At 71.1% G+C, this 24,972-nt stretch carries 16 protein-coding genes and 1 pseudogene; 4 read left to right on the forward strand and 13 right to left on the reverse strand.

Translation table 11 applies throughout. The features are described from left to right. Positions 1-28: 28 nt before the first annotated feature. Positions 29-1,846, forward strand: a complete 1,818-nt coding sequence (locus SSPS47_RS07335) for a 5'-nucleotidase C-terminal domain-containing protein (RefSeq protein ID WP_164249649.1) — start codon at positions 29-31, stop codon at positions 1,844-1,846. Positions 1,847-1,935: 89 nt separating this feature from the next. Here the strand turns inward: SSPS47_RS07335 and SSPS47_RS07340 are convergent, their stop codons facing one another. The 4 genes from SSPS47_RS07340 to SSPS47_RS07355 form a co-directional block, all read right to left on the reverse strand. Then, positions 1,936-3,348 carry a SidA/IucD/PvdA family monooxygenase gene (locus SSPS47_RS07340; protein WP_164249651.1) on the reverse strand — a complete coding sequence of 471 codons (1,413 nt, stop codon included), beginning with the start codon at positions 3,346-3,348 and terminating at the stop codon, positions 1,936-1,938. A 197-nt stretch (positions 3,349-3,545) separates the two neighbouring features. Next, complete coding sequence (gene pepN, locus SSPS47_RS07345) at positions 3,546-6,074, reverse strand: aminopeptidase N (protein WP_164249653.1); 2,529 nt, start codon at positions 6,072-6,074, stop codon at positions 3,546-3,548. A 190-nt stretch (positions 6,075-6,264) separates the two neighbouring features. Then, complete coding sequence (locus SSPS47_RS07350) at positions 6,265-6,630, reverse strand: chorismate mutase (RefSeq protein ID WP_164249654.1); 366 nt, start codon at positions 6,628-6,630, stop codon at positions 6,265-6,267. 44 nt (positions 6,631-6,674) lie between these two features. After that, positions 6,675-7,562: an AraC family transcriptional regulator gene (locus SSPS47_RS07355; protein ID WP_164249656.1), complete on the reverse strand. Its 888-nt coding sequence runs from the start codon at positions 7,560-7,562 to the stop codon at positions 6,675-6,677. 144 nt (positions 7,563-7,706) lie between these two features. Here SSPS47_RS07355 and SSPS47_RS07360 point away from each other — a divergent pair. Further along, positions 7,707-9,433: pseudogene (locus SSPS47_RS07360) on the forward strand (beta-galactosidase family protein); the annotation flags it as partial. A 135-nt stretch (positions 9,434-9,568) separates the two neighbouring features. Here SSPS47_RS07360 and SSPS47_RS07365 read toward each other — a convergent pair. Both SSPS47_RS07365 and SSPS47_RS07370 read right to left on the reverse strand, forming a co-directional pair. Further along, positions 9,569-10,333, reverse strand: coding sequence for a serine protease (locus tag SSPS47_RS07365; RefSeq protein ID WP_164254433.1), 765 nt, complete (start codon positions 10,331-10,333; stop codon positions 9,569-9,571). A 448-nt stretch (positions 10,334-10,781) separates the two neighbouring features. Further along, positions 10,782-11,564, reverse strand: a complete 783-nt coding sequence (locus tag SSPS47_RS07370; RefSeq protein WP_164249659.1) for a serine protease — start codon at positions 11,562-11,564, stop codon at positions 10,782-10,784. A gap of 310 nt (positions 11,565-11,874) precedes the next feature. On the opposite strand from SSPS47_RS07370, the gene SSPS47_RS07375 reads away from it, so the two are divergent. Both SSPS47_RS07375 and SSPS47_RS35950 read left to right on the forward strand, forming a co-directional pair. Then, entirely contained in the window at positions 11,875-12,786 is a 912-nt protein-coding gene (locus SSPS47_RS07375; protein WP_164249660.1) for a hypothetical protein, read from the forward strand. 95 nt (positions 12,787-12,881) lie between these two features. After that, positions 12,882-14,438, forward strand: coding sequence for an ankyrin repeat domain-containing protein (locus SSPS47_RS35950; protein WP_164249662.1), 1,557 nt, complete (start codon positions 12,882-12,884; stop codon positions 14,436-14,438). Between the two features lie 54 nt (positions 14,439-14,492). On the opposite strand, the gene SSPS47_RS07385 is transcribed toward SSPS47_RS35950, so the two are convergent. The 7 genes from SSPS47_RS07385 to gltB form a co-directional block, all read right to left on the reverse strand. Next, positions 14,493-14,879, reverse strand: a complete 387-nt coding sequence (locus SSPS47_RS07385; RefSeq protein ID WP_164249664.1) for a barstar family protein — start codon at positions 14,877-14,879, stop codon at positions 14,493-14,495. Between the two features lie 41 nt (positions 14,880-14,920). After that, positions 14,921-15,310, reverse strand: coding sequence for a ribonuclease domain-containing protein (locus SSPS47_RS07390; RefSeq protein WP_147872342.1), 390 nt, complete (start codon positions 15,308-15,310; stop codon positions 14,921-14,923). Positions 15,311-15,510: 200 nt separating this feature from the next. After that, entirely contained in the window at positions 15,511-17,055 is a 1,545-nt protein-coding gene (locus SSPS47_RS07395) for a DEAD/DEAH box helicase (RefSeq protein ID WP_164249666.1), read from the reverse strand. Positions 17,056-17,149: 94 nt separating this feature from the next. Beyond that, complete coding sequence (locus SSPS47_RS07400; RefSeq protein WP_003969786.1) at positions 17,150-17,353, reverse strand: cold-shock protein; 204 nt, start codon at positions 17,351-17,353, stop codon at positions 17,150-17,152. Between the two features lie 244 nt (positions 17,354-17,597). Next, on the reverse strand, positions 17,598-18,344 hold the full coding sequence (locus SSPS47_RS07405) for a VWA domain-containing protein (protein WP_164249667.1): 747 nt from the start codon (positions 18,342-18,344) through the stop codon (positions 17,598-17,600). 188 nt (positions 18,345-18,532) lie between these two features. Beyond that, on the reverse strand, positions 18,533-19,993 hold the full coding sequence (locus tag SSPS47_RS07410) for a glutamate synthase subunit beta (protein WP_164249669.1): 1,461 nt from the start codon (positions 19,991-19,993) through the stop codon (positions 18,533-18,535). Continuing rightward, on the reverse strand, positions 19,986-24,554 hold the full coding sequence (gltB, locus tag SSPS47_RS07415) for a glutamate synthase large subunit (protein WP_164249671.1): 4,569 nt from the start codon (positions 24,552-24,554) through the stop codon (positions 19,986-19,988). Before gltB ends, SSPS47_RS07410 begins: the two co-directional genes overlap by 8 nt. Positions 24,555-24,972: the final 418 nt, after the last annotated feature.

The raw sequence follows: 24,972 nt of genomic DNA on the forward strand, positions 1-24,972 counted from the left end.
TGTGGGTGACGAGATCGAGGGAGTAGCGATGCCGCTGAATCGAAGGACGTTCCTGGGCCGGTCGGCCGCGGCCGGAGCCGGTGTGGCGATCGCCGGGGGCGCCGCCGTCCCGGCGGGGGCGCGGGAGCACGGCGTCGGCCACGGGCATGGCCACGGACGTCCGCCGAAGCGGTACTCGTTCACCGTGCTGGGCACCACGGACCTGCACGGCAATGTCTTCAACTGGGACTACTTCACGGACAAGGAGTTCGACGACAAGGACCGCAACGACGTCGGTCTGGCGAAGATCTCCACGCTGGTGAACCGCGTCCGTGAGGAGAAGGGGCGCGGCAACACGCTGCTCATCGACGCGGGCGACACGATCCAGGGCACCCAGCTCTCGTACTACTACGCGAAGATCGACCCGATCACGGCCAAGCGGGGCCCGGTGCACCCGATGGCGCAGGCGATGAACGCGATCGGTTACGACGCCGCGGCGCTCGGCAACCACGAGTTCAACTACGGGATCCCGGTGCTGCGGAAGTTCGAGGAGCAGTGCCGTTTCCCGCTGCTCGGTGCCAACGCGCTGGACGCGAAGACGCTGCGGCCCGCGTTCCCGCCGTATGTGATCAAGCGGCTGCGCACGCCGCACGGGCGTGATGTGCGGGTGGCGGTGCTGGGTCTGACGAATCCGGGCATCGCGATCTGGGACAAGGTGAACGTCCAGGGGAAGATGACGTTCCCGGGTCTTGAGGAGCAGGCGGCGAAGTGGGTGCCCAAGCTGCGGTCGATGGGCGCCGATGTGGTGATCGTGGCCGCGCACTCGGGGTCGAGCGGCACGTCCTCCTACGGAGACCAGCTTCCGCACATCGAGAACGCGGCCGGTCTGGTGGCCGAGCAGGTGCCGGGCATCGACGCGATCCTGGTGGGGCACGCGCACACGGAGATTCCCGAGTACCGGGTGACGAACAAGGAGACCGGCAAGGACGTGGTGCTGTCCGAGCCGCTGAAGTGGGGGCAGCGGCTGACGCTGTTCGACTTCGACCTGGTGTGGGAGCGGGGGCGCTGGTCGGTCGAGAAGGTGGGCGCCCAGGTCCTCAACTCGAACACGGTGGACGAGGACCCGAAGATCACCGGGCTGCTGGTGGACGAGCACCGCAAGGTGGTGAGTTATGTCAACCAGGTGATCGGGACGTCGACGGCGGCCATGACGGCGGCGGACGCGCCGTGGCGGGACGAGCCGCTGATCGATCTGATCAACCATGTGCAGACGGAGACCGTGCGGGCGGGTCTGGCGGGCGGTGAGTGGGCGGCGCTGCCGCTGCTGTCGCAGGCGTCGTGTTTCTCGCGTACGGCGGGTATCCCGGCGGGCGAGGTGACCATCAAGGACGCGGCGGGGCTGTATCCGTTCGAGAACACCCTGGAGGCCCGTCTGCTGACGGGTGCTCAGATCAAGGACTATCTTGAGTTCTCGGCGAGGTACTACGTGCGGACGGCGGCGGGTGCGCCGGTGGACACGTCGAAGCTGACGAACGCGGACAACATCCCGGACTACAACTACGACGTGGTGTCGGGGCTGACGTACGACATCGACATCGCGAAGCCCGCCGGTTCGCGGATCGTGAATCTTCGCTTCGAGGGGGAGGCGCTGGACCCGGCCGCCCGTTTCGTGCTCGCGGTCAACAACTACCGGGCGAGCGGTGGCGGGAACTTCCCGCATGTCGCGGGCGCCCAGCAGTTGTGGGCGAACCCGGACGAGATCCGGAACACGATCATCACGTGGGTGCAGACGGAGAAGACCGTCGACCCGGCTCGGTTCGCCTCGGTGGACTGGAAGCTCACGCGCGACGGCACCCCGGTCTTCTGACTCGTCGCGTGATGACGCGCCGGTGTGGTGCCGTCCCCTCGGCACCACACCGGCGCACCCCTTACGACTCTCGCCGCGTGGCCGCTCCGTCAGCGCGCTTCGGAGAGCGGCACGAGGCCCCTCGGCGCCGGCACCTGCCGGTGCCTTTCGCGTCCGTCCAGGCCGAAGCTGGTGAACGCGGTCCGGCGCGGCAGTGGGTAGGGCTCGGCGCCGGTCAGCGAGTTGAGGATCGTGGCGCTGCGCCAGGCGGCGAGTCCGAGGTCGGGGGCGCCGACACCGTGGGTGTGCCGTTCGGCGTTCTGTACGTACACCGAGCCGGTCACCGAGGGGGCGAGGACCAGCCGGTACCGCTCGTCGACGCGGGGGCGCTGGGATTGGTCGAGACACATGTACGGGTCGAGTCCGGCCAGGAGCCGGCCGAGCGGGCGTTCGCGGTAGCCGGTGGCGAGGACGACGGCGTCGGTGGTGAGCCGGGAGCGCCCGGACTGCCGGCCGTGTTCCAGGTGCAGTTCGATCCTGGTGGCGCCGACCCGTCCCGCGGTGCGGACGAGGACGCCGGGGGTGAGGACGGCGTCGGGCCAGCCGCCGTGGAGTGTGCGGCGGTAGAGCTCGTCGTGGATGGCGGCGATGGTGCCGGCGTCGATGCCTTTGTGGAGCTGCCACTGGCGCGGGACGAGTTCGTCGCGGGCGCGTTCGGGCAGTGCGTGGAAGTAGGAGGTGTAGTCGGGGGTGAACTGCTCCAGGCCGAGCTTGGAGTACTCCATGGGTGAGAAGGCTTCGGTGCGGGCGAGCCAGTGGATCTTCTCGGCGCCCGTGGGGCGGGCGCGCAGCAGGTCGAGGAAGACCTCGGCGCCGGACTGGCCGGAGCCGACGACGGTGATGTGTTCGGCTTCGAGGATCCGCTCGCGGTGGTCGAGGTAGTCGGCGGAGTGGATCACGGGGACGGTGGGGGTGTCGGCGAGGAGTCTGAGCGGTTCGGGGACGTACGGCTCGGTGCCGATACCGAGGGCGACGTTGCGGGTGTAGGCGCGGCCGAGGGCCTCGACCTCGCCGGTGTGGTCGAGCTGGGTGAAGTCGACCTCGAACAGGGCGCGTTCGGCGTTCCAGCGGACGGCGTCGACCTGGTGGCCGAAGTGGAGTCCGGGGAGTTGTTCGCTGACCCAGCGGCAGTAGGCGTCGTACTCGGCGCGCTGGATGTGGAAGCGCTCGGCGAAGTAGAACGGGTACAGCCGCTCGCGTGCCCTGAGATAGCTGAGGAAGGACCAGGGGCTCGCCGGGTCGACGAGGGTCACCAGATCGGCCAGGAAGGGCACTTGGAGGGTGGCTCCGTCGAGGAGCAGGCCGGGGTGCCAGTGGAAGGCGGGGCGCTGTTCGTAGAAGGCGGCGGCGAGGCCTCCGTGGACGCCGTCGGCGAGAGCGGCGAGGGAGAGGTTGAACGGGCCGATGCCGATGCCGACCAGATCGTGCGGCCGGCGGTGATCGTCTGCTGACAGGTCGGTCATTGGGGTCCTTCGGGGCGCATGGGGCAGCTGCACCGGGGTGCCCGGGATCGGGGGTGGTGCCCACGGTGCACAACGACCCGGACCCCGAAGGGGTATCGGCGTGCGCTGAAGGAGAGTGGGGGTGTGCGCCTTCTGGCGGTGGACGGGCCGACGCACCGCGCGGGTGTCGGCCCGTCCTTCGTGAGCAGGCGGCGGGGTCAGCCCTCCCGTACCCGCAACGCGCGGCGCAGATCGTCGAGTTGGTCGGTGAGCTTGCGGCGCAGGGCGGGCAGGATGCCGGGGGCGCTCAGGTACTCCTCGCCGAGGCGCAGTGATTCCGGGTCCACGGCGTGCACCGGGAAGGCGTGGCGTCCGGCGGATTCGGCGATGGCGGCGCCGCGGCGTTCGGCGAGTTCGACGGCGTCGGTGTAGAAGCGCGGGACGTACTTCCTCACGAGGTCGGTCTGTTCGGGCTGCCAGAAGCCCTGGGCGGTGGCGGTGAAGAGGTGGTTGGACAGGTCGTCGGTGAGGAACAGGCGTTCCCAGGCGGCGGCTTTGGCGTCGCCGTCGGGGAGGGCGGCGCGGCAGCGGGCGGCGCCTTCCTGGCCGGTGGCGCTGGGGTCGCGGGTGAGTTCGTCGGTGATGGCGGAGTCGTCCACGGCGCCGAGGACGGCGAGGCGGTAGAGGATGCGCCAGCGCAGTTCGGGGTCGAGTTCGGGGCCGCCGGGGACGCTGTCCGAGCCGAGCCAGTCCTGGATGCCGTCGGGTTGGGTGGCGGCGGAGATGAAGTGGCGTACGGCGGTGAGGCGCAGGCCGGGCGCGTTGCCGTCCTCGGTGCGGCGGATGAGGGCGCGGCAGATGGCGGTGAGGGTGGCGAGGGCGGCGGGGCGGTCGTCGGGGGTGAGGTAGCGGTCGGCGATCTGGGTGGCGGCGAAGCCGAGTACGCCTTGTACGACGGCGAGGTCGGATTCGTGCGGGAGGTGGGTGCGGGCGGCTTCCAGGTAGGCGGTGGGGGCCAGTTCGCCGTCGCGGACCATGTCGCGGGCCGCGTTCCAGACGACGGCGCGGGTGAGCGGGTCGGGGATGCCGGAGAGGCAGTCGAGTGCGGTGGCCCAGGAGCGGTCGTCGAGGCGGACCTTGGCGTAGCCGAGGTCGCCGTCGTTGAGGACGACGAGGTCGGGGCGGCGGCCGGGGCGGACGGTGGGGCCGTCCTGTCCCGGGATGTCGATCTCGAAGCGGTCGCGGGGGGCGAGGCGGCCGGGGTCGACGAGGTCGCGGTCGTAGGCGCCGACGGCGATGCGGTGCGGGCGGTCGCCGCGCCGGGTGACGTGGAGTGTCCAGCCGGTCTCGGTGCCGTTGCCGCCGGTCCCGGTGCCGCCCTCGTTGGCGTTGCCGATGGTGGGGGTGAGGGTGTCGACGCCGCTCGTGCGGAGCCACTGTTCGGCCCACCGGTGGACGTCGCGGTCGGTGGAGGCGGCGAGGGAGTCGATGAAGTCGGCGAGGGTGGCGTTGCCGAACTTGTGCCGGGCGAAGTGTGTGTTGATGCCGGCGAGGAAGTCCTTCTCGCCGAGCCAGGCGACGAGTTGGCGCAGCGCGGAGGCTCCCTTGGCGTAGGAGATGCCGTCGAAGTTGAGCATCGCGGCGGCGGTGTCGGGCACGCTGGCGGGGTCGGGCGCGACGGGGTGGGTGGAGGGGCGCTGGTCGGCGTCGTAGCCCCACGATTTGCGGTCGATGCCGAAGGCGACCCAGGTGTCGGTGTAGCGCGTGGCCTCGGTGAGGGTCTGGTAGCCCATGTACTCGGCGAAGGACTCGTTGAGCCAGATGTCGTCCCACCAGGTGAGGGTGACGAGGTCGCCGAACCACATGTGGGCCATCTCGTGGGCGATGACCATGGCGCGGGTCTGCCGCTCGGTGTCGGTGACGGCGGAGCGGTAGACGAATTCGTCGCGGAAGGTGACGAGGCCCGGGTTCTCCATGGCGCCGGCGTTGAACTCGGGGACGAATGCCTGGTCGTAGGAGTCGAAGGGGTACGGCTCCTCGAACTTCTCGTGGTAGCGGTCGTAGCAGGCGCGGGTGATGGCGAGGATCTCGTCGGCGTCGATGTCGAGATGGGGTGCCAGGGAGCGCCGGCAGTGGATGCCGAAGGGCAGGCCCGCGTGTTCGGTGCGCACGGAGTGCCAGGGGCCGGCGGCGACGGCCACGAGGTAGGTGGAGATGGGCGGGGTCGGTGCGAGGCTCCAGTGGCCGCCGCCGTGGTCGGTGGCGACCGAGTTGCCGAGGACGGTCCAGCCCTCGGGGGCGGTGAGACTGAGTTCGAAGACGGCCTTGAGGTCGGGTTGGTCGAAGACGGCGAAGACCCGCTGGGCGTCTTGGAGGAACAGCTGGGTGTAGAGGTAGGTCTCGCCGTCGGTGGGGTCGGTGAAGCGGTGCATGCCTTCGCCGGTGCGGGAGTAGCGCATGGTGGCGTCGACGAGCAGTTCGTGCTCGCCGGCGGTGAGTCCGGGGAGCGCGAGGCGGTTCTCGTTCAGTCCGGCGGGGTCCAGGGGCTGTCCGTCGAGGGTGACCGAGCGCAGCAGGGCGGACTTCAGCTCGATGAAGGTGTCGCCGGCCGCGCGGGCGGTGAAGTGGATGGCGGCACGGGATTCGAAGGTCTCGTCGCCGGTGGTCAGGTCGAGGGCGACCGTGTACCGGTGGACGTCTATGAGCTGGGCACGGGTCTGCGCTTCGTCGCGCATCAGTACGGACATGGGGGCCATGCTGCCCGATGGGCCGGGGGCTGCGCAGCAGGTGGGGGTTGCGCTGTCAGCGCACGGGCCGGGTCACGGGAGCGTGGTGCGGGGGCGTGGCGGAGCGCGCCTTCGCCGTTCGTCCGGGAGGTCTGCCGGAGCTGTCGGAGCTGTCGGAGTTGTCCGGGGGGGACCGGCCGGGCGGATCCGGTCAGGGCCGGGGTCCCGAGCCGTCGGCGATCGTCTCGTGGTGGCGGATCACCTCGGCGATGATGAAGTTGAGGAGTTTCTCGGCGAAGGCGGGGTCGAGGCGGGCGTTCTCGGCGAGCTCCCGCAGCCGGGTGATCTGCCGGGACTCGCGGGCCGGGTCGGCGGGCGGCAGGTGGTGCGCGGCCTTGAGGAGGCCGACCTGCTGGGTGCATTTGAACCGTTCGGCCAGCATGTGGACGACGGCCGCGTCGATGTTGTCGATACTTCCGCGGAGCCGGTCCAGCTCGGCCTGGACGGACCGGTCGATGCCGCCGTTGCCGCCGTCATCGCCGGTATCGCCGTTTCCGCCGTTGTCGCTCGTGGTCATGGTGCGGAAGCTTAGGGGGTGTCGCGCGGATCAAGGAGAGCGTCTCAAGGAGAGGGCGTCGTGATCGTCGGGGGGTGGTCCGGGTGCGGGGCGCGGTCGCTCCAGCCGCCGGGTACGGTGCGGCCCTGGCGTTCCCGGAAGCGGACCGGCGGGATGCCCACGCGGCGTGTGAACAGCCGGGAGAAGTAGGCGGGATCGTCGTAGCCGATGCGGCGGGCGACGGCGGCGACGGGCAGTTCGGTGGTGGCGAGGAGTTCCTTGGCGCGGCCGAGTCTGATGCCGAGCAGGTAGTCCTTGGGGCTGCATCCGGCGCTTCTGCGTACGGCGCCGCGCAGTTCGGCGGGGCTCATGCCGTGGCGTGCGGCGTGTTCGGCGACGGAGAGCGGCAGGAAGGCGTCGCGGGCGAGGGCCTGGAGGACGAGTTCGCCCTCGGCGCTGATGTCGGCGCGGTCGCGGCGCAGTGCGACGAGGAGTTCGTGGACGGCGGCGCCGGTCTCGACCTCCAGGAGCGGGTTGCCGCGCCGTGCGGCGCGCACGATGCGGCCGATGGCGGCGCGTGCGGTGGTCGCGTCGGTGAGGGGGACGACGGGGCGCTGCGTCTCGATGTAGCCGAGTTCGGTGTACGTGGTGGTGGCGGGGCCGGTGAAGTCGACGAAGCTCTCGTCCCAGCCGGTCTCGGGGTCGGCGCCGTAGTGGTGCGGTACACCGGGGATCAGCCAGAGCAGCGCGGGGGCGGTGACGGTGGTGCGGTGTCCTTCGGTGTCGCGGTACCAGCCGCTGCCCGCGCCGATGACGACGGCGACGTGGTGGTCGAGGACGCGGGGTCCGACGGTGGGCAGCGGGCCGTGCTGGAGGCCGACGCCGAGGCAGACGAGGCCGAGGCGGTGGTGGACGGGGCTGGGGGTGAAGTACCGCATCCAGGTCTGGTACATCCGCTGTCGCTCTCCTCTCCCGGCCGCTTCCGGTCAGGTCCGCGCCCGGTACGTCCATGCACCGCCGATCTCCGTCCATGGACCCGTCCGTGGCCGGGGGGTGAGGGTGCCCCTGGCGGATGATCGAACCGAAGGGCGGCGGTGGTGGCGGATTTCACTGTAGGTGACAGGGATTTCCTGGTGGACGGCCGCCCGGTGCGGTTGCTCTCGGGGGCGCTGCATTATTTCCGGGTCCATGAGGAGCAGTGGCCGCACCGGCTGCGGATGCTGCGCGCGATGGGGCTGAACTGTGTGGAGACGTATGTCCCGTGGGATCGGCACGAGCCGGCGCCGGGCCGGTACGTGGATGTGGAGGCGCTGGGCCGGTTCCTGGACGCGGCCGGTGAGGCGGGGCTGTGGGCGATCGTGCGGCCGGGCCCGTACATCTGCGCGGAGTGGGACAACGGCGGGCTGCCGTACTGGCTGACGGCGGCGGTGGGTTCGCGGTTGCGGACGGGCGACCCGGCCTATCTGGGCCCGGTGGAGCGGTGGTTGCGCCGCCTGCTGCCGCAGGTCGTCGCCCGCCAGATCGACCGCGGCGGCCCGGTGATCATGGTGCAGGTGGAGAACGAGTACGGGAGTTACGGCTCCGACCTGCCGTACCTCTCCACGCTGGCCGCGCTGCTGCGCAACCGCGGAATCGAGGTGCCGCTGTTCACCTCGGACGGCCCGGAGGACCACATGCTGACGGGCGGTTCGGTGCCCGGTGTCCTGGCGACGGTGAACTTCGGTTCGGGGGCCCGCGCGGCCTTCGGGAAGCTGCGCGAGCACCGGGCCGGGGGCCCGTTGATGTGCATGGAGTTCTGGTGCGGCTGGTTCGACCACTGGGGCGCGCCGCCCGTGGTGCGTGATCCGGCGGACGCGGCGGACGCGCTGCGCGAGATCCTGGAGTGCGGGGCGTCGGTGAACATCTACATGGCGCACGGCGGCACGAACTTCGCGGGCCGGGCGGGTGCCGATCGCGCCGGCGCGCTGCACGAGGGGGCGCTGGAGCCGGGCGTGACGTCGTACGACTACGGCGCGCCGGTGGACGAGGCGGGCGGCCGACGGAGAGGTTCTGGCTGTTCCGGGAGATCCTGGCGGGGTACGGGGAGGGGCCGCTGCCCGAGGTGCCGCCGGCGCCGCCCCTGCTGGGTGACGGGCCTCTGCGCGCGGAGCTGGACGGGTGGGCGCCGCTGGACGAGGTGATCGACGGGCTCGGCGGGCCTCAGACGCGGACGCCGATGCCGCCGTCGTTCGAGGAACTGGGCGTGGGCCGGGGGCCGGTGCGCTACCGGGTGACGGTGCCGGGGCCCCGGCGGCCGTATCCGCTGACGCTGTCGGGGCTGCGTGATCTGGCGGTGGTGCAGGTCGACGGGGTCCGGGCCGGGGTGCTGCGCGAGGAGGATCCGGTGCTGGCGGAGCCGGTGGCCGGACCGGCGGTGGTGGAGGCGTGGGTGGAGTCCCTGGGACGGGTCAACTACGGGCCGCGTACGGGTGAGCCGAAGGGGATCACGGGCGGGTTCCTGCATGAGCGGCAGTATCTGCACGGTGTGCGGGCGCGGGGGCTGCGGCTGGACGCCTTCGACGACGCGGCGGCGGTCGCCGCGCTGCCGTTCCGCGCCCCGGCCCGGCCCGGTGCGCGGGGTCTGTACCGGGGGGCGTTCGGCGTGACGTCCCCGGGTGACGCGCGGCTCTGTCTGCCGGGCTGGACGCGCGGCTTCGTGTGGGTCAACGGCTTCTGTGCGGGCCGCTACTGGGCGGTGGGCCCGCAGGAGTCGCAGTTCGTGCCGGGGCCGGTGCTGCGCGCGGGGCGCAACGAGGTGTGGGTGCTGGAGCTGGAGGGGGCGGGCGAGGGGCACGTACGGCTGGTGCGAGAGCGCTCGCGGGGAGCGGGTGCGCCCGTGGACAGGGGCGGGACAGGTCCTGGACCGACGCGCCGAGGCGTGTCCGCGGCCTGTCCCGCCCCTGCGGGTCACACGCGTCGATCAGAGTGTGGAGGCGGCCGACGCGATGGCGGAGGCGAAGGTGGAGACCTCGGTGTAGACACCGGGGTAGTTGGGCCGGGCGCAGCCGTTGCCCCAGCTCACGATGCCGACCTGGATGAAGGCGTCGGCGTTGTCCTTGCGGAACATCGGGCCGCCGGAGTCACCCTGGCAGGTGTCGACGCCGCCCGCGGCGAAGCCGGCGCAGATCTCTTCACTGGTGATGATCTGGCCGCCGTACGAGGAGTTGCAGCTGGCGTCGGAGACGAACGGCACGGTGGCCTTGAGGAGGTAGCGCTGCTGGCCGCCGCCCTCGGTGGCCGCGCCCCAGCCGGCGACGGTGAAGTTGCCGGTGTTGTACTGCGTGGTGGTGGCGATCTTCAGGGTCGGCAGGTTGATGGGCTGGGCGAGCTTGATGAGCGCCCAGTCCTTGCCCGCGCCGTTGTAGCCGGGAGCCTGGAGGACCTTGGTGGACCGGACCTTGATGGCGCTGCTGCTCTGGAGGTCCACGACACCGGCGGTGGCGGTGATGCTGGTGTTGTTGCCCGATCCGCTCACACAGTGCGCGGCGGTGAGCACGATGGTGGAGGAGTACAGCGAGCCACCACAGCCCATGGAGAGGCGGACCATGAAGGGGAACTCGCCCTGGGCCGCGCGGGTGCCGCCGACGACGGGCGGGGCGAGGGGGGCCGCGGCCTGCGTCTTGGGCGCGTCCGGCACGGGCGCGGCGGAGGCGGAGGTCGTCTGGAGGCTGATGGCGGCGAGCATGACAGCGCCGGCGGCGATGCATCTCTTGAGAACACCCTGAATGCTCAACGGTCTGCCTTTCGTGGGGGCTTGAGGGATTCACCCCTGCCGGGCACACGGGTCGACGCGCGTCGCACGCTCGTTGGCATGAGCCCGACAGGAACGCGATCCGGATTATCCGGAGGGCGGGAGCAGCCCCACAAGATACGAATCTCGGCCAACCGAACGGTCGGCCTCCGGTCGTCGTCCGGCCACCGAACACCGGAACCCGCCCTCATCCCCGGCCGCCGCGCGAAGGGCGGCCGACACTGCGCCCACACGGACGCAAGCCGCGGGCGCCCCGGGGAACGCGAAGGAGGGGTGGTTGCCGGACCGACCGGTCCGGCAACCACCCCTCCGCCTTCGTGTCACATCACGCGCCCTGCGCGCCTCCTACAGGAGGCGTCGGTGCGTGCGGCCGACGGCCGCGTCAGAGACCGGCCGCTGCCGACTGGATGTCGGCGGCGAAGGTGGACACCTCGGTGTAGACGCCCGGGAAGCCGGGCCGGGCGCAGCCCTGGCCCCAGCTGACGACGCCGACCTGGATCCAGCCACCGTTCCCGTTGTCACGGAACATCGGGCCGCCGGAGTCACCCTGGCAGGTGTCCGTGCCGCCCTCGTCGATGAAGCCGGCGCAGATCTCCTCGGCAGGCACGAGGCTGCCGGAGTACGCGCCCTCGCAGTCCGCGTCGGAGACGAACGGCACGTTGGCCTTGAGCAGGTGCCGCTCCTGGCCGCCGCCCTCGGTGGCCGCACCCCAGCCGGCGACGGTGAACTCGCCGTTGTTGAACGAGTCGTCCGTGGCTATGTCCAGCGTGGGCAGGTCGATCGGCTGGGCGAGCTTGATCAGCGCCCAGTCCTTGCCGGTGCCGTTGTAACCGGGAGCCTGGAGGATCTCGGTCGAGTTGACCTCGATGGCGTCCGGGCTCTCGAGGTCCACGACGCCCGCCGTGGCGGTGATGCTCGTGTCGGGGCCCGAACCGTCCACGCAGTGGGCGGCGGTCAGGACGATGTCCTGCTCGTAGAGCGCGCCGCCGCAGCCCATGGAGAGGCGGACCATGAAGGGGAACTCACCCTGCTCGGCAGGAGTGCCGCCGACGACCAGCGGGCCCGGGGGCGGGGTGGCCGAGGCGGAGGTGGGCTGAAGGCTGACACCGGCGAGGACGACCGCGCCGACGACGGCACATCTTTTGAGGGCACGCAGGAAGCTCAACTGACTGCCTTTCGTGGGGGGAAACAGTGCATTTGGTTGTCTTGCGTGGGGCTGTCGCGCGTGAAGCTGTGTACGGATGACGCTCAGCACGTGGGGGTGCCGTACGCATGGCGAAGCCGACCGACGACCCGGTGAAACGTGGATCGCCTGTATCCGCTCGCCACAGCGTGATCCGGATTATGGGGAGGAAATCAGCCGTGGCACAAGACATGGGTTTCGGCCAACCGAACGGTCGGGCTCCGTCCGGCGCCCGCCGGGCCGGTCCCCGTACAGTTGAGAGCGGTCGACCGTCCTACGAAGGGGTAGTGGCGTGACGGACACAGGCGCGACGAACGGCGGCAGCCCCGTCGTCCACGGCTACCCGCATCTCGACACCGTGCGGGCCGCCGTCACCGCGCTCTACCGGCGCATGTCGGACGACGGCATCCGCCGGTACGACACCAGTGTCGCGCCCGCCGACGTCGCCTTCGCCGACCATGACGACCTCCATCTCGGGGTGCAGCGGGTGGCCCGCGCACTGGTCCAGCAGCTGCACCTGCCGGACGCCCGGATGATCGTCAGCTTCCGCGAGATGGAGCACGCGGCGAGCGTCGAACTGACGGCGGGCCCGGAGTACTTCATCGAGCTCAACGACCGTTTCCGGCGGCACCGCCGGGACATCGGCGCCGCCCTCGCGCACGAGATCACCCATGTCCTGCTGCACCGGCTCGGGCTGAGCTTCCCCGGCACGCGCGACAACGAGATCCTGACCGACACCGTGACGACCTATCTGGGCGCCGGCTGGCTGCTGCTCGACGCGTTCCGCGAGGACCGGGACTCCAGCCAGAAGCTCGGCTATCTGACGCCGGAGGAGTTCGGCTACGTGCTGGCCAAGCGCGCCGTCGTGTTCAACGAGGACCCCCGCATCTGGTTCACCAGCCCGCAGGGCTACACCGCGTACACGAAGGGCAAGGCGCAGGCCGTACGGGACGAGCAGCACCCGCCGCTGACCACGGCGGGCTGGTCGGGCCGCCACCGCTACGCCAAGGACCGGCGATACGCGCTCGATCACCCCGGTGAGGCCGGGGACGCCGGGCGCCCGTACGCCTTCGAGACGCTCGGCGACGGGCTGCGGGTGTCGTTCCCCTGCCCCACGTGCCATCAGCGGATCCGGGTGCCGGTCAGGGGCCGGGTGCGGGCGCGGTGCCAGCTGTGTCACACCGTCCTCGACTGCGACACCTGAAATCCCCCTCACCGCAAGGGATTTCACCGAAACAGACGGATGGTCACCGTTCTGCCGATTTGGCGTGAAAGACCTTCTCGGGCGAAGGTCGAAGTATGACGAATGAGCGGACAGCGGGCTCCGACCGTGCGCGGGACGAGCTGTTCTCGGCCGTGTACGAGGGCCGGGACGACACCGTCGTCGCGCTGCTGCGCTCCGGCGTTCCCGCCGAGGCGACCGATCGGGACGGCCAGAGCGCGCTCTACGCCGCCGCGGTGAGCGACGAACCCGGCGCGGTCCGGGTGCTGCTGGCGGCGGGCGCCGACCCCGAGCGCGTGAGCGGGGAGGACGGCGGGGACCTGCCGCTGTGCGGCGCCGCGTGCGGCGGTCATACGGAGGTGGTCGTGGCCCTGCTGGCGGCGGGCGCGCGTCCCGACCGGCGCGAGGCGTACGGATTCACCGCGCTGGCCTGGGCCGTCGGGCAGGGACGCGCGGACACGGTGGAGGCGCTGCTGGCCCACGGGGCCGACCCCGACCTCCCCGGCCCCGGCGGCGGCGCCCGGGACGGTGAACCGCCGCTCGTGACGGCCGCGAGACGCGGCTCGCCGTCGACCGTACGGGCGCTGCTGCGGCACGGTGCGGGCGCGCGCGAGGAGGCGCTGGCCGAGGCGCGGCGGTGGACGGCGCCCGAGGCGGTGGAGCACGAACTGCACGCCGAGCTGCTGCCGGTGGCCGGCGGAGGCGGGGGCGGGGGCGGGGGCGGGGGCGACGAGACGGCGGTGCGCCGGATCGAGGAGGACGGCGGGGTGACGATCGTCGTCGAGACGCTGAAGGACGGCGTGCCGGTGGCGAGTCTGGAGCGGCAGACCGGGCACGGGGCGATCACCACCGTCCTGGAGGAATCCCTGGGCGTCCGGACGCCGTTCGATGAGCTGGCGGGTCGGGCGCTGAGGTCCGGGGTGCCCGGCCGGGACGACTGGCGGGAGCAGGTGGCCGCGCTGTGGAGGCGTGGTGACGAGGAGTCGTTCGAGGCGGCGCTCGCCTGGTGCGCGAGCGACGACCCGCTGCGGCGCGCGTTCGCCGCGGACGTACTCGGAGGGCTCGGGGAGCTCGGGGATGACCGGCGGACCTTCGCGGACCGGGCACTGTCGCCGCTCCGGGAGTTGTGCGCCGGGGCCGGTACGCCGGAGCTGATCGGCGCGGGCGTGACGGCGCTGGGGAAGCAGGGTGCGGCGGAGGGCCTGCCGGAGATCCTGCGGCACACGGGCCATCCGGACGCCGCGGTACGCCGCCGGGTGGCGGTCGCCCTGACCGGGCTCGTGCCGGGCGACCACGAGGAGGGGGTGGCGGCGCTGACGGCGCTCAGCGCGGACATCGACGGCTCGGTGCGGGAACGGGCGACGGCGGCCCTGGCGGGGGTCGACGCCGACACGCCCGCGATCCGCGCGGCCCTGGCGGCGCGGCTGACGGACCCGGTGGCGGTCACGGCCGCCGAGGCGGCCCGGGGGCTGGTGGTGCGCCGGGACCCGGCGGCGGTGGACGCCCTGGCCAGGATGCTCGCCGACGGGTCGGTGACCGGTCAGGCCCGCGAGACGGCGGCCGACGCGGTGGGCCGGCTGTCGGACACGGCGGTCCGGCGCAGGCTGGCGGGGTTGCTGCCGCGCGGCCGGTGAGCCGGTCGTCGCGGACCGGGCGGGACGTCGGGAGCCGCCCCGGCGCCGCCGGGGTCACAGCAGCCGCAGGACGCCCGGCGCGCGTTCGTCGATGATCTCCGTCAGCCAGTCGAAGACCGTGGGGCCGCGCCCGGCCTCCGCCTCGTCCAACTGGGCTTGGACCAGGCCTCTGTCGGCCTCGGGCACCCGGGCCAGCCGGAGCCCGAGCTGACGCGCCGTCTCCTGGTGGCCCAGCGCGCGGCGCGAGAGTTCGTGGTCGCGCCATTCGATGACGAAGTCCCGGTCGTCCGGCGTCCCGTAGCCGCCGCCGAGACAGTCGGCGAACGCGTCGAGGTTGCGGCCGAAGTAGCCGTCCGGTCCGTTCACGGCCTCGCCGATCAGCTGCCAGAAGCGCTCCAGGCCGGTGACCTCCGCCCCGGGGATCACATAGGTCGCAGTCATGGGGCGGAGGCTACCCGTCCGTCGTAGTGGCGGCGTGCGGATCAGCAGCCGTGGTCGACCAGGTCGAAGGACTCGTAGTGGTCGGCGGTGTAGTAGTCCTGCTCCTCGTTACCGGTCACGATGCGGCGTGCGCCCCGGTCGGGAGAGCCCGGCGTCTCGACCGTGTACTCGTGGTAGTAGCCGGTGGACTCCTGCGGCAGGATTCCTTCGCGGTTCTGGAAGACCCCGCCGTCCTGCGGATACGGGTAGGGGCCGCCCGCGTCGATCAGGTCGAGGGTGTCGTGCGCCTGGGACGGGAGGTCGGAGTAGCAGATGTCGCCGACCGCGAGCGGGGCGGCGGAGGCCGTGGTCGCGACCGTACCGCCGACGAGGAGGGTGGACAGGAGGGCGGCCGCGCCGCCGATGAGGGCGATTCGTGGGGGGATTCGCATGCCCACCATGATGACGCGCGTAGACGTGAGCACGTCAATGCCAAGTCCGTGGAGTTTTCGGGAAGTTAACCGGCCGGTACGGGCACGACATCCGCCCTTCCCGGCCGGTTTGTCGTCGGGGGCCGGACGAGCTGTTCGGCCCGTCCGGCCCCCGGCGCCGCTCAGCCCGAGAGCGGAGCGCGCTACTTCGAAACCACGTCCTACGCCGCCGTGCGGCGCCCGCCGTCGGAGCCCCGCTCCGGCGGGCGGCCACGACGGCCGCCCCGGCTGCCGCGTCCGGACCCGCCGGCCGCGCCCAGCCTGGACCCGCCGCCGCCCGAGCCCGCGCCGTTGCCCCGCCGGGCCGGCCGCGACGCGCGCGCCTTCTGCGGCTTCTGCACGGCGGCCTGCGGCACCTCGATGGTGATCGCGACCCCGGAGGGCTCCCGCGCACCGGTGAGCCGCGACAGTTCCTCGTCGGTCGACTTGACGCTGGCGGAGCGGGGCGCGATGCCCGCGTCCGACATCAGCCGCGTCATGTCCCTCTTCTGCTCGGGCAGAACGAGGGTCACGACGCTGCCGGACTCACCCGCGCGCGCCGTGCGTCCGCCGCGGTGCAGATAGTCCTTGTGGTCGACGGGCGGGTCGACGTTGACGACCAGGTCGAGGTCGTCGACATGGATGCCGCGAGCCGCGACGTTCGTCGCGACGAGCACGGTGACCAGGCCGGTCTTGAACTGGTCGAGCGTGCGGTTGCGCTGCGGCTGGGAGCGCCCGCCGTGCAGTCCCGAGGCCCGTACGCCGCTGGCCAGCAGCCGCTTGACCAGCCGGTCCACGGCCCGCTTGGTGTCAAGGAACAGCAGCACCCGGCCCTCGCGCGCCGCGATGCGCATGGTGACGGCCTTCTTGTCGGTCTCGTCCATGACGTACAGGACGTGGTGCTCCATCGTCGTGACCGCGCCCTGGGAGGGGTCGACGGAGTGGACGACGGGGTCGGTCAGGTACTGCCGTACGAGCCGGTCGATGTTCTTGTCGAGCGTCGCGGAGAACAGCATCCGCTGCCCGTCCGGGCGCACCTGCTTGAGCAGCGCGGTGACCTGCGGCATGAAGCCCATGTCGGCCATCTGGTCCGCCTCGTCGAGGACCGTGATGGTGACCTGGTCGAGCCGGCAGTCGCCACGCTCGATGAGGTCCTTGAGCCGTCCGGGCGTCGCCACGAGCACCTCGGCGCCGCGGCGCAGCTGCCCGGCCTGCTTGCTGATCGACAGGCCGCCGACGACGGTGGCCATCCGCAGGTTGACGGCGGTGGCGTACGGGGTGAGCGCGTCCGTGACCTGCTGGGCAAGCTCACGCGTGGGCACCAGCACCATCGCGTACGGTGCGCGCGGCTCGGCGCGGCGGCCGGCGAGACGGGCCAGCATCGCGAGACCGAAGGCGAGGGTCTTGCCGGATCCGGTGCGGCCCCGGCCGAGGATGTCACGGCCCGCGAGGGAGTTCGGGAGGGTGGCGCCCTGGATCGGGAAGGGCTCGGTCACACCGAGGGAGTTGAGGGTCTTGAGCAGGCCCGCGGGCATGTCGAGCTCGTCGAACGCCTCGACGGCGGGCAGCGCGGGGGTGATGGTTTCCGGCAGCGTGAACTCCTGCGGGCGCGCGACACGGCGGGCCGGCGCCTTCGCCGAGCCCTTCGCGGGGCCCTTGGCACGGGAGTTGACCGGGCGCTTGCCGGCCGGGCGGGGAGCGCGGGCCGGGCGTTCGGAGCGAGTCATTCGGTTAAAGCACCTTCCTGGGCCTGTGGACAGCACAAGCCGGGGCCCGCACCGTGCAGGTGCGGGCCCCGGCTGCGAGGTACGCGTCCGGAAACTAGGCCGGGACGATGTTCTCCGCCTGCGGGCCCTTCTGGCCCTGCGTGACGTCGAACGAGACCTTCTGGCCCTCCTGGAGCTCACGGAAGCCCGAGGTGGCGATGTTCGAGTAGTGGGCGAAGACGTCGGCGCCGCCGCCGTCCTGCTCGATGAAGCCGAAGCCCTTTTCCGAGTTGAACCACTTCACGGTTCCAGTAGCCATGTCGTTCTCCTAAACAGGTGCAGAGACGAATCCGCACTTCACGGATTCCTCGTCGCCGCATTGAGCCCCATCCGGAGAAGCCGGTGAAAACATTAAAATGCGCCTGAGGAACATTCCCGTCAGGCGCACATAAAGTTCATGGGTACCAAAACTGCAACGCGGTCAGCCTAGCACGCCCCCGGCGCATACGCGGATCCGACACACCGGGAGCCGCTGGGCGGATGTCATGGCCGGTCACGGCGGTTCAGCTCCGTACGATGCCCCGCGCGCGGGCCGCTGCGAGCCACTGCGGGAATTCCGCGACGAGCCGGTCGTACAGCACGTCGTCCGGCACCTCCCGCGAGTCGGGTCCGGCGTGGAAGAAGCCCGCGTTGTCGACGGACCGCTTCCGCGGGACGGGCAACTCGTCAAGTTTCCGGAGGAAGTCGAACTGCGAGCTGCGCTTGTTGCCGAAGCCCACGAACTGCCAGAACAGGGGCAGTTCGGCCGCCTTGCAGAGATAACGCTCGGCGGCGAGTCTGTTGATCGGCCCGCCGTCGGTCTGGAAGACCACCAGGGCGGGCGCGGTGGACCCGCTGTCCAGATAGTGGTCGATCACCGCGTCCATGGCGAGGTGGTAGCTGGTTCTGCCCATGTGCCCGAGCCCGGCCACGATGCGGTCGATGCGGCCGTGGTGGTCCGCGAGTGAGATGTCCGTCTCGGCGTCGACGTCCGTGGAGAAGAACACGGCGGGGACGACACCGTCGTCGTCGAGATTGGCCGAGAGACCGAGCACCCGGTCGGCGAACGCCTGGACGCTGCCGTCCCGGTAGTACTCGCGCATCGACCCCGAGTAGTCGAGGACGAGATGGACGGCAGCGCGCTGACCGCTCATTCCGTGCTTGCGCAGTGACACGCCCGCCGCACGGTAGTGCCCGACGAGCGCGGGAGCGGTCTCCTCGATCTTGACGAGGCTGATCGCGGGGCCTCCCGCGGAGGGCACTGTGGTCATGAGTGCTGCCGTTCACTCGACGGTGCGCGGGGGGCTTGCCGAGGTTACACCAGCATCGGAAACACATGTCACGGCGCCCGCCGATGTCCGGTCGGGGACTGGCGGGCGCCGTGTCTTGCGGAGGGTCCAGGGGACGTCCCCCGGGCCGTCACCGCCCGTACGCCGTTGTACGGGACGTCAATCGGCCGTCAGACCGTGAGTGAGCGGTCCGTCGGGCGGATCGGGGCGTGCAGATCGCTCGCCCCGGTCAGATAGCGGTCGACGCCGCGCGCCGCCGAGCGGCCCTCGGCGATGGCCCACACGATCAGGGACTGACCGCGGCCGGCGTCCCCGGCAACGTACACGCCGTCGACGTTGGTCGCGTACTCGGCGTCCCGTGCGATGTTCCCGCGCGCGTCCAGTTCGAGACCGAACTGCTCGACCAGACCGTTCTCCTGGTCGGTGCCGGTGAAGCCCATCGCCAGGGTGACCAGCTGGGCGGGGATCGTCCGCTCGGTGCCCGGTTTCGGCACCGGGCGGCCGTCGGTGAACTCGACCTCGGTGAGGTGCAGCGACCGGACGTTGCCGTCCTCGTCGCCCTCGAAGTGGGTGGTGGAGACGGAGTAGATCCGCTCGCCGCCCTCCTCGTGGGCGGAGGTGACCTTGTAGAGCATCGGGAACGTCGGCCACGGCTGGTTCGGGGCCCGGTCCTCGCCCGGCCGGGGCATGATCTCCAGCTGGGTGACGGACGCCGCGCCCTGGCGGTGCGCCGTACCGACGCAGTCCGCGCCGGTGTCGCCGCCGCCGATGACCACGACGTCCTTGCCCTCGGCGGTGATCGGGGAAACCGTCAGGTCGCCCTCCTGCACCTTGTTGGCGAGCGGCAGGTACTCCATGGCGAAGTGGATGCCCTTGAGGTCGCGGCCGGGCACCGGCAGATCGCGCGAGACGGTGGCGCCGGCCGCGATGACCACGGCGTCGTGGCGCCTCAGGAGCTTCGCCGCGTCGATGTCGCGGCCGATCTCCGTCTCCGTACGGAACTTGGTGCCCTCCGCGCGCATCTGCTCGATACGGCGGTTGATGTGGGACTTCTCCATCTTGAACTCGGGGATGCCGTAGCGCAGCAGGCCGCCGATGCGGTCGGCGCGCTCGTACACGGCGACCGTGTGGCCGGCCCGGGTGAGCTGCTGGGCCGCGGCCAGCCCCGCGGGGCCGGAGCCGATGACGGCGACGGTCTTGCCGGAGAGCCGCTCCGGAGGGCGTGGGACGACGTCGCCGTTGTCCCACGCCTTGTCGATGATGGAGACCTCGACGTTCTTGATCGTGACGGCGGGCTGGTTGATGGCCAGCACGCACGCGGACTCGCACGGCGCCGGGCAGAGGCGGCCGGTGAACTCGGGGAAGTTGTTGGTGGCGTGCAGGCGTTCGCTCGCCGCCGTCCAGTCCTCGCGGTACGCGTAGTCGTTCCACTCGGGGATGAGATTGCCGAGCGGACAGCCGTTGTGGCAGAAGGGGATGCCGCAGTCCATGCAGCGCCCGGCCTGCTTGCTGATGATCGGGAGCAGCGAGCCCGGAACGTAGACCTCGTTCCAGTCGTTCTTGCGCTCGTCCACGGGGCGGGACTTGGCCAGCTCGCGCCCGGTGGTCAGGAAGCCCTTGGGGTCAGCCATTGGTCGCCGCCTCCATCATCTTCTCGGTGGTCTCCTGCTCGGAGAGACCGGCGAGCTCAGCGGCGTCCTTGGCGGCGAGCACTGCCTTGTAGGTGGAAGGAATGATCTTGCTGAAGCGGGTCACCGAGGTGTCCCAGTCGGTCAGCAGCTTCTCGGCGACGGTGGAGCCGGTCTCCTCGTGGTGGCGGCGCACGACGTCGTGCAGCCACTCCTTGTCGGTGTCGGAGAGGTCGGTCTCGACCGCGCCGAGGTTGCCGGCGTTGACGTTGTCCGCGTCGAGGTCGACGACGTACGCGATGCCGCCGGACATACCGGCCGCGAAGTTGCGCCCCGTCTCGCCGAGTACGACGGCGTGCCCGCCGGTCATGTACTCGCAGCCGTGGTCGCCGACGCCTTCGGAGACCACCGTGGCACCGGAGTTGCGGACGCAGAAGCGTTCGCCGGTGCGGCCGCGCAGGAACAGCTCGCCACCGGTCGCGCCGTAGGCGATGGTGTTGCCCGCGATGGTCGAGTACTCGGCGAGATGGTCGGCGCCCCGGTCCGGGCGGACGACGACCCGGCCGCCGGAGAGGCCCTTGCCGACGTAGTCGTTGGCGTCGCCCTCCAGGCGCAGCGTGACGCCGCGGGGCAGGAAGGCGCCGAAGGACTGGCCCGCCGAGCCGGTGAAGGTGATGTCGACGGTGTCGTCGGGCAGGCCCGCGCCGCCGAACTTCTTGGTCACCTCGTGGCCGAGCATGGTGCCGACGGTGCGGTTGATGTTGCGGATCGCGATCTGCGCGCGGACCGGCTGGGCGGCCTCGGCGCTCTCGGCGCCGAGGGCGTCGGCGGCGAGCTTGATCAGCTGGTTGTCGAGCGCCTTGGCGAGACCGTGGTCCTGCTCGACGATCCGGTGGCGTACGGCGCCGTCGGGCAGGTCCGGCACATGGAACAGCGGCTGGAGGTCCAGGCCCTGCGCCTTCCAGTGGTCCACGGCGCGCTCGGTGTCCAGGAACTCGGCGTGGCCGACGGCCTCTTCGAGGCTGCGGAAACCGAGTTCGGCCAGGATCTCGCGGACTTCCTCGGCGATGAACTCGAAGAAGTTGACGATGTACTCGGCCTTGCCCGAGAAGCGCTCGCGCAGCACCGGGTTCTGGGTGGCGATGCCCACCGGACAGGTGTCGAGGTGGCAGACGCGCATCATGACGCAGCCGGAGACGACGAGCGGCGCGGTGGCGAAGCCGAACTCCTCGGCGCCGAGCAGCGCGGCGACGACGACGTCCCGGCCCGTCTTGAGCTGGCCGTCGGTCTGCACGACGATGCGGTCGCGCAGCCCGTTGAGCAGCAGGGTCTGCTGGGTCTCGGCGAGGCCGAGCTCCCAGGGGCCGCCCGCGTGCTTGAGCGAGGTGAGCGGGGAGGCGCCCGTACCGCCGTCGTGTCCCGAGATCAGGACGACGTCGGCGTGTGCCTTGGAGACACCGGCGGCGACGGTGCCGACGCCGACCTCGGAGACCAGCTTCACGTGGATGCGGGCGGCCGGGTTGGCGTTCTTGAGGTCGTGGATCAGCTGGGCGAGGTCCTCGATGGAGTAGATGTCGTGGTGCGGCGGGGGCGAGATGAGGCCGACGCCGGGCGTGGAGTGCCGGGTCCTGGCGACCCACGGGTAGACCTTGTGGCCGGGGAGCTGGCCCCCCTCGCCGGGCTTGGCGCCCTGCGCCATCTTGATCTGGATGTCGTCGGCGTTGACGAGGTACTCGCTGGTGACGCCGAAGCGGCCGGAGGCGACCTGCTTGATGGAGGAGCGGCGCTCCGGGTCGTGGAGCCGGTCCGCGTCCTCGCCGCCCTCGCCGGTGTTGGACTTGCCGCCGAGCCGGTTCATCGCGACGGCGAGGGTCTCGTGCGCCTCCTTGGAGATGGAGCCGTACGACATGGCGCCGGTGGAGAAGCGCTTGACGATCTCGGAGGCGGGCTCGACCTCGTCCAGCGCGACGGGCTCGCGGCCGGAGTCGAGGCTGAAGAGTCCGCGCAGCGTCATGAGGCGCTCGGACTGCTCGTTCACCCGGTCCGTGTACTGCTTGAAGATGTCGTAGCGGCGGTTGCGGGTGGCGTGCTGGAGGCGGAAGACGGTGTCCGGGTCGAAGAGGTGCGGCTCGCCCTCGCGGCGCCACTGGTACTCGCCGCCGATGTCCAGCGCACGGTGGGACGCGGAGATGCCGGAGGCCGGGTACGCCTTGGCGTGGCGGGCGGCGACCTCCTGGGCGACGACGTCGAGCCCGGCGCCGCCGATCTTGGTCGCCGTACCGCTGAAGTACTCGTCCACGAAGGCACCGTCGAGGCCGACGGCCTCGAAGACCTGCGCGCCCCGGTAGGAGGCGACGGTGGAGATGCCCATCTTGGACATGACCTTCAGGACGCCCTTGCCGAGCGCGTGGATCAGGTTGCGCAGGGCGTGCTCGGGCTCCAGGCCCTCGATGAAGGTGCCCGCGCGGACGAGGTCCTCGACGGACTCCATCGCGAGGTAGGGGTTGACCGCGGCGGCGCCGTAGCCGATGAGCAGCGCGACGTGGTGCACCTCGCGCACGTCGCCGGCCTCGACCAGCAGTCCCACCTGGGTGCGCTGCTTGGTGCGGATGAGGTGGTGGTGCACGGCCGCGGTGAGCAGCAGGGACGGGATGGGCGCGTGCTCGGCGTCGGAGTGCCGGTCGGAGAGCACGATGATGCGCGCGCCGCCTTCGAGCGCGGCGTCGGTCTCGGCGCAGATCTCCTCGATACGGGCGGCCAGGGCCTCGCCGCCGCCGCCGACCCGGTAGAGGCCGGAGAGCGTGGCGGCGGTCATGCCGGGCATGTCGCCGTCGGCGTTGACGTGTATGAGCTTGGCCAGCTCGTCGTTGTCGATCACCGGGAAGGGCAGCGTGACGCTGCGGCAGGACGCGGCGGTCGGCTCCAGGAGGTTGCCCTGGGGGCCGAGGGAGGAGCGCAGCGAGGTGACGAGCTCCTCGCGGATGGCGTCCAGCGGCGGGTTGGTGACCTGCGCGAACAGCTGGGTGAAGTAGTCGAAGAGCAGCCGGGGGCGTGCGGAGAGCGCGGCGATCGGGCTGTCGGTGCCCATGGAGCCGAGCGGTTCGCCGCCGGTGCGGGCCATCGGGGCGAGGATGATGCGCAGCTCTTCCTCGGTGTAGCCGAAGGTCTGCTGGCGGCGGGTGACGGAGGCGTGCGTGTGCACGATGTGCTCGCGCTCGGGCAGGTCCTCCAGCTCGATCTCGCCGGCTTCCAGCCAGTCCTGGTACGGGTTCTCGGCGGCGAGGCCCGCCTTGATCTCTTCGTCCTCGATGATGCGGTGCTCGGCGGTGTCGACGAGGAACATCCGGCCGGGCTGGAGGCGGCCCTTGCGGACGACCTTGGCGGGGTCGATGTCGAGGACGCCGACCTCGGAGGAGAGGACGACGAGGCCGTCGTCGGTGACCCAGTAGCGGCCGGGGCGCAGTCCGTTGCGGTCGAGGACCGCGCCGACCTGGACGCCGTCGGTGAAGGTGACGCAGGCGGGGCCGTCCCAGGGCTCCATCATCGTGGCGTGGTACTGGTAGAAGGCACGCCGGGCGGGGTCCATGGAGTCGTGGTTCTCCCACGCCTCGGGGACCATCATGAGTACGGAGTGCGGCAGCGACCGGCCGCCGAGGTGGAGCAGTTCCAGGACCTCGTCGAAGGACGCCGAGTCGGAGGCGTCGGGGGTGCAGACCGGGAAGGTCCGCTCCAGCGTCCGGGGGTCGTCACCGAACACGTCGGAGGCCAGCTGGGACTCGCGTGCCTTCATCCAGTTGCGGTTGCCCTTGACCGTGTTGATCTCGCCGTTGTGCGCGACGAAGCGGTACGGGTGGGCGAGTGGCCAGCTCGGGAAGGTGTTGGTGGAGAAGCGCGAGTGCACCAGGGCGACGGCGGTGGCGAAGCGGCGGTCGGAGAGGTCGGGGAAGAAGGGCTCCAGCTGGCCGGTGGTCAGCATGCCCTTGTAGACGATCGTCCGGGCGGAGAGCGAGGGGAAGTAGACCCCGGCCTCGCGCTCGGCGCGCTTGCGCAGGACGAACGCCTTGCGGTCGAGGGCGATGCCCGAGCGCGTACCGGCGGCGACGAAGAGCTGGCGGAAGACCGGCATGGTGGAGCGGGCGATGGCACCGAGCATCTGGGGGGCGACCGGCACCTCGCGCCAGCCGAGGACGTCGATGCCTTCGTCGGCGGCGATCGTCTCGATCCGTGAGACGGCTTCGTCCGGGTTCTCGGCGGGCAGGAATGCGATTCCGACGGCGTACGAACCGGCCCCGGGCAGCTCGAAACCGGAGACCTCGCGCAGGAACGCGTCCGGGATCTGGAGCAGGATGCCCGCGCCGTCACCCGAGTCGGGCTCGGAGCCGGTGGCGCCGCGGTGTTCGAGATTGCGCAGTACGGTCAGCGCCTGCTCGACCATCTCGTGGCCGGGCACACCGGTCAGGGTGGCCACGAACCCGACGCCACACGCGTCGTGCTCGTTACGGGGGTCATACATGCCCTGCGCAGCGGGGCGGCCATCCATGGGCGACCAGGCGTCGAAACGCATCGGCTCTCCCGTCGTCGTCGTGGCATTTGCGTTGAACCGAGGGACGACGTTGGCCCTGGGCAAAATTTCGTGCAGGTTACATGATGGGTCGGCTGCTCAGGAAGCGGAAAGCTGATTCCAGCATGTGGACGCCGCTCGTGACGGCGAAGGTGGGTCAGAGGTGATCAGCGGCCAGCGGACCGCCGGACACCGGACCACGGCGGAGCGAGCTTCATTGCCCGCAGCGCCTACGGCTCATGCCCGGAGTTCAAGCGTTCGAAACAGCCGGGTAACGGCTAGATATGTGACGCCATGCATAGTGTCCCACCCGAGTGGGGGAACCGCCGGGAGAGGGTGGAGGGATGTTCGTCACCACAGTGACGCCACCGCCCCGACCGCGCAATATGTCGTGCGCCGGGCGATCGGCCGTCCGGGCCAC

It is taken from the genome of Streptomyces sp. S4.7, from assembly GCF_010384365.1.
Classification (GTDB): Bacteria; Actinomycetota; Actinomycetes; order Streptomycetales; family Streptomycetaceae; genus Streptomyces.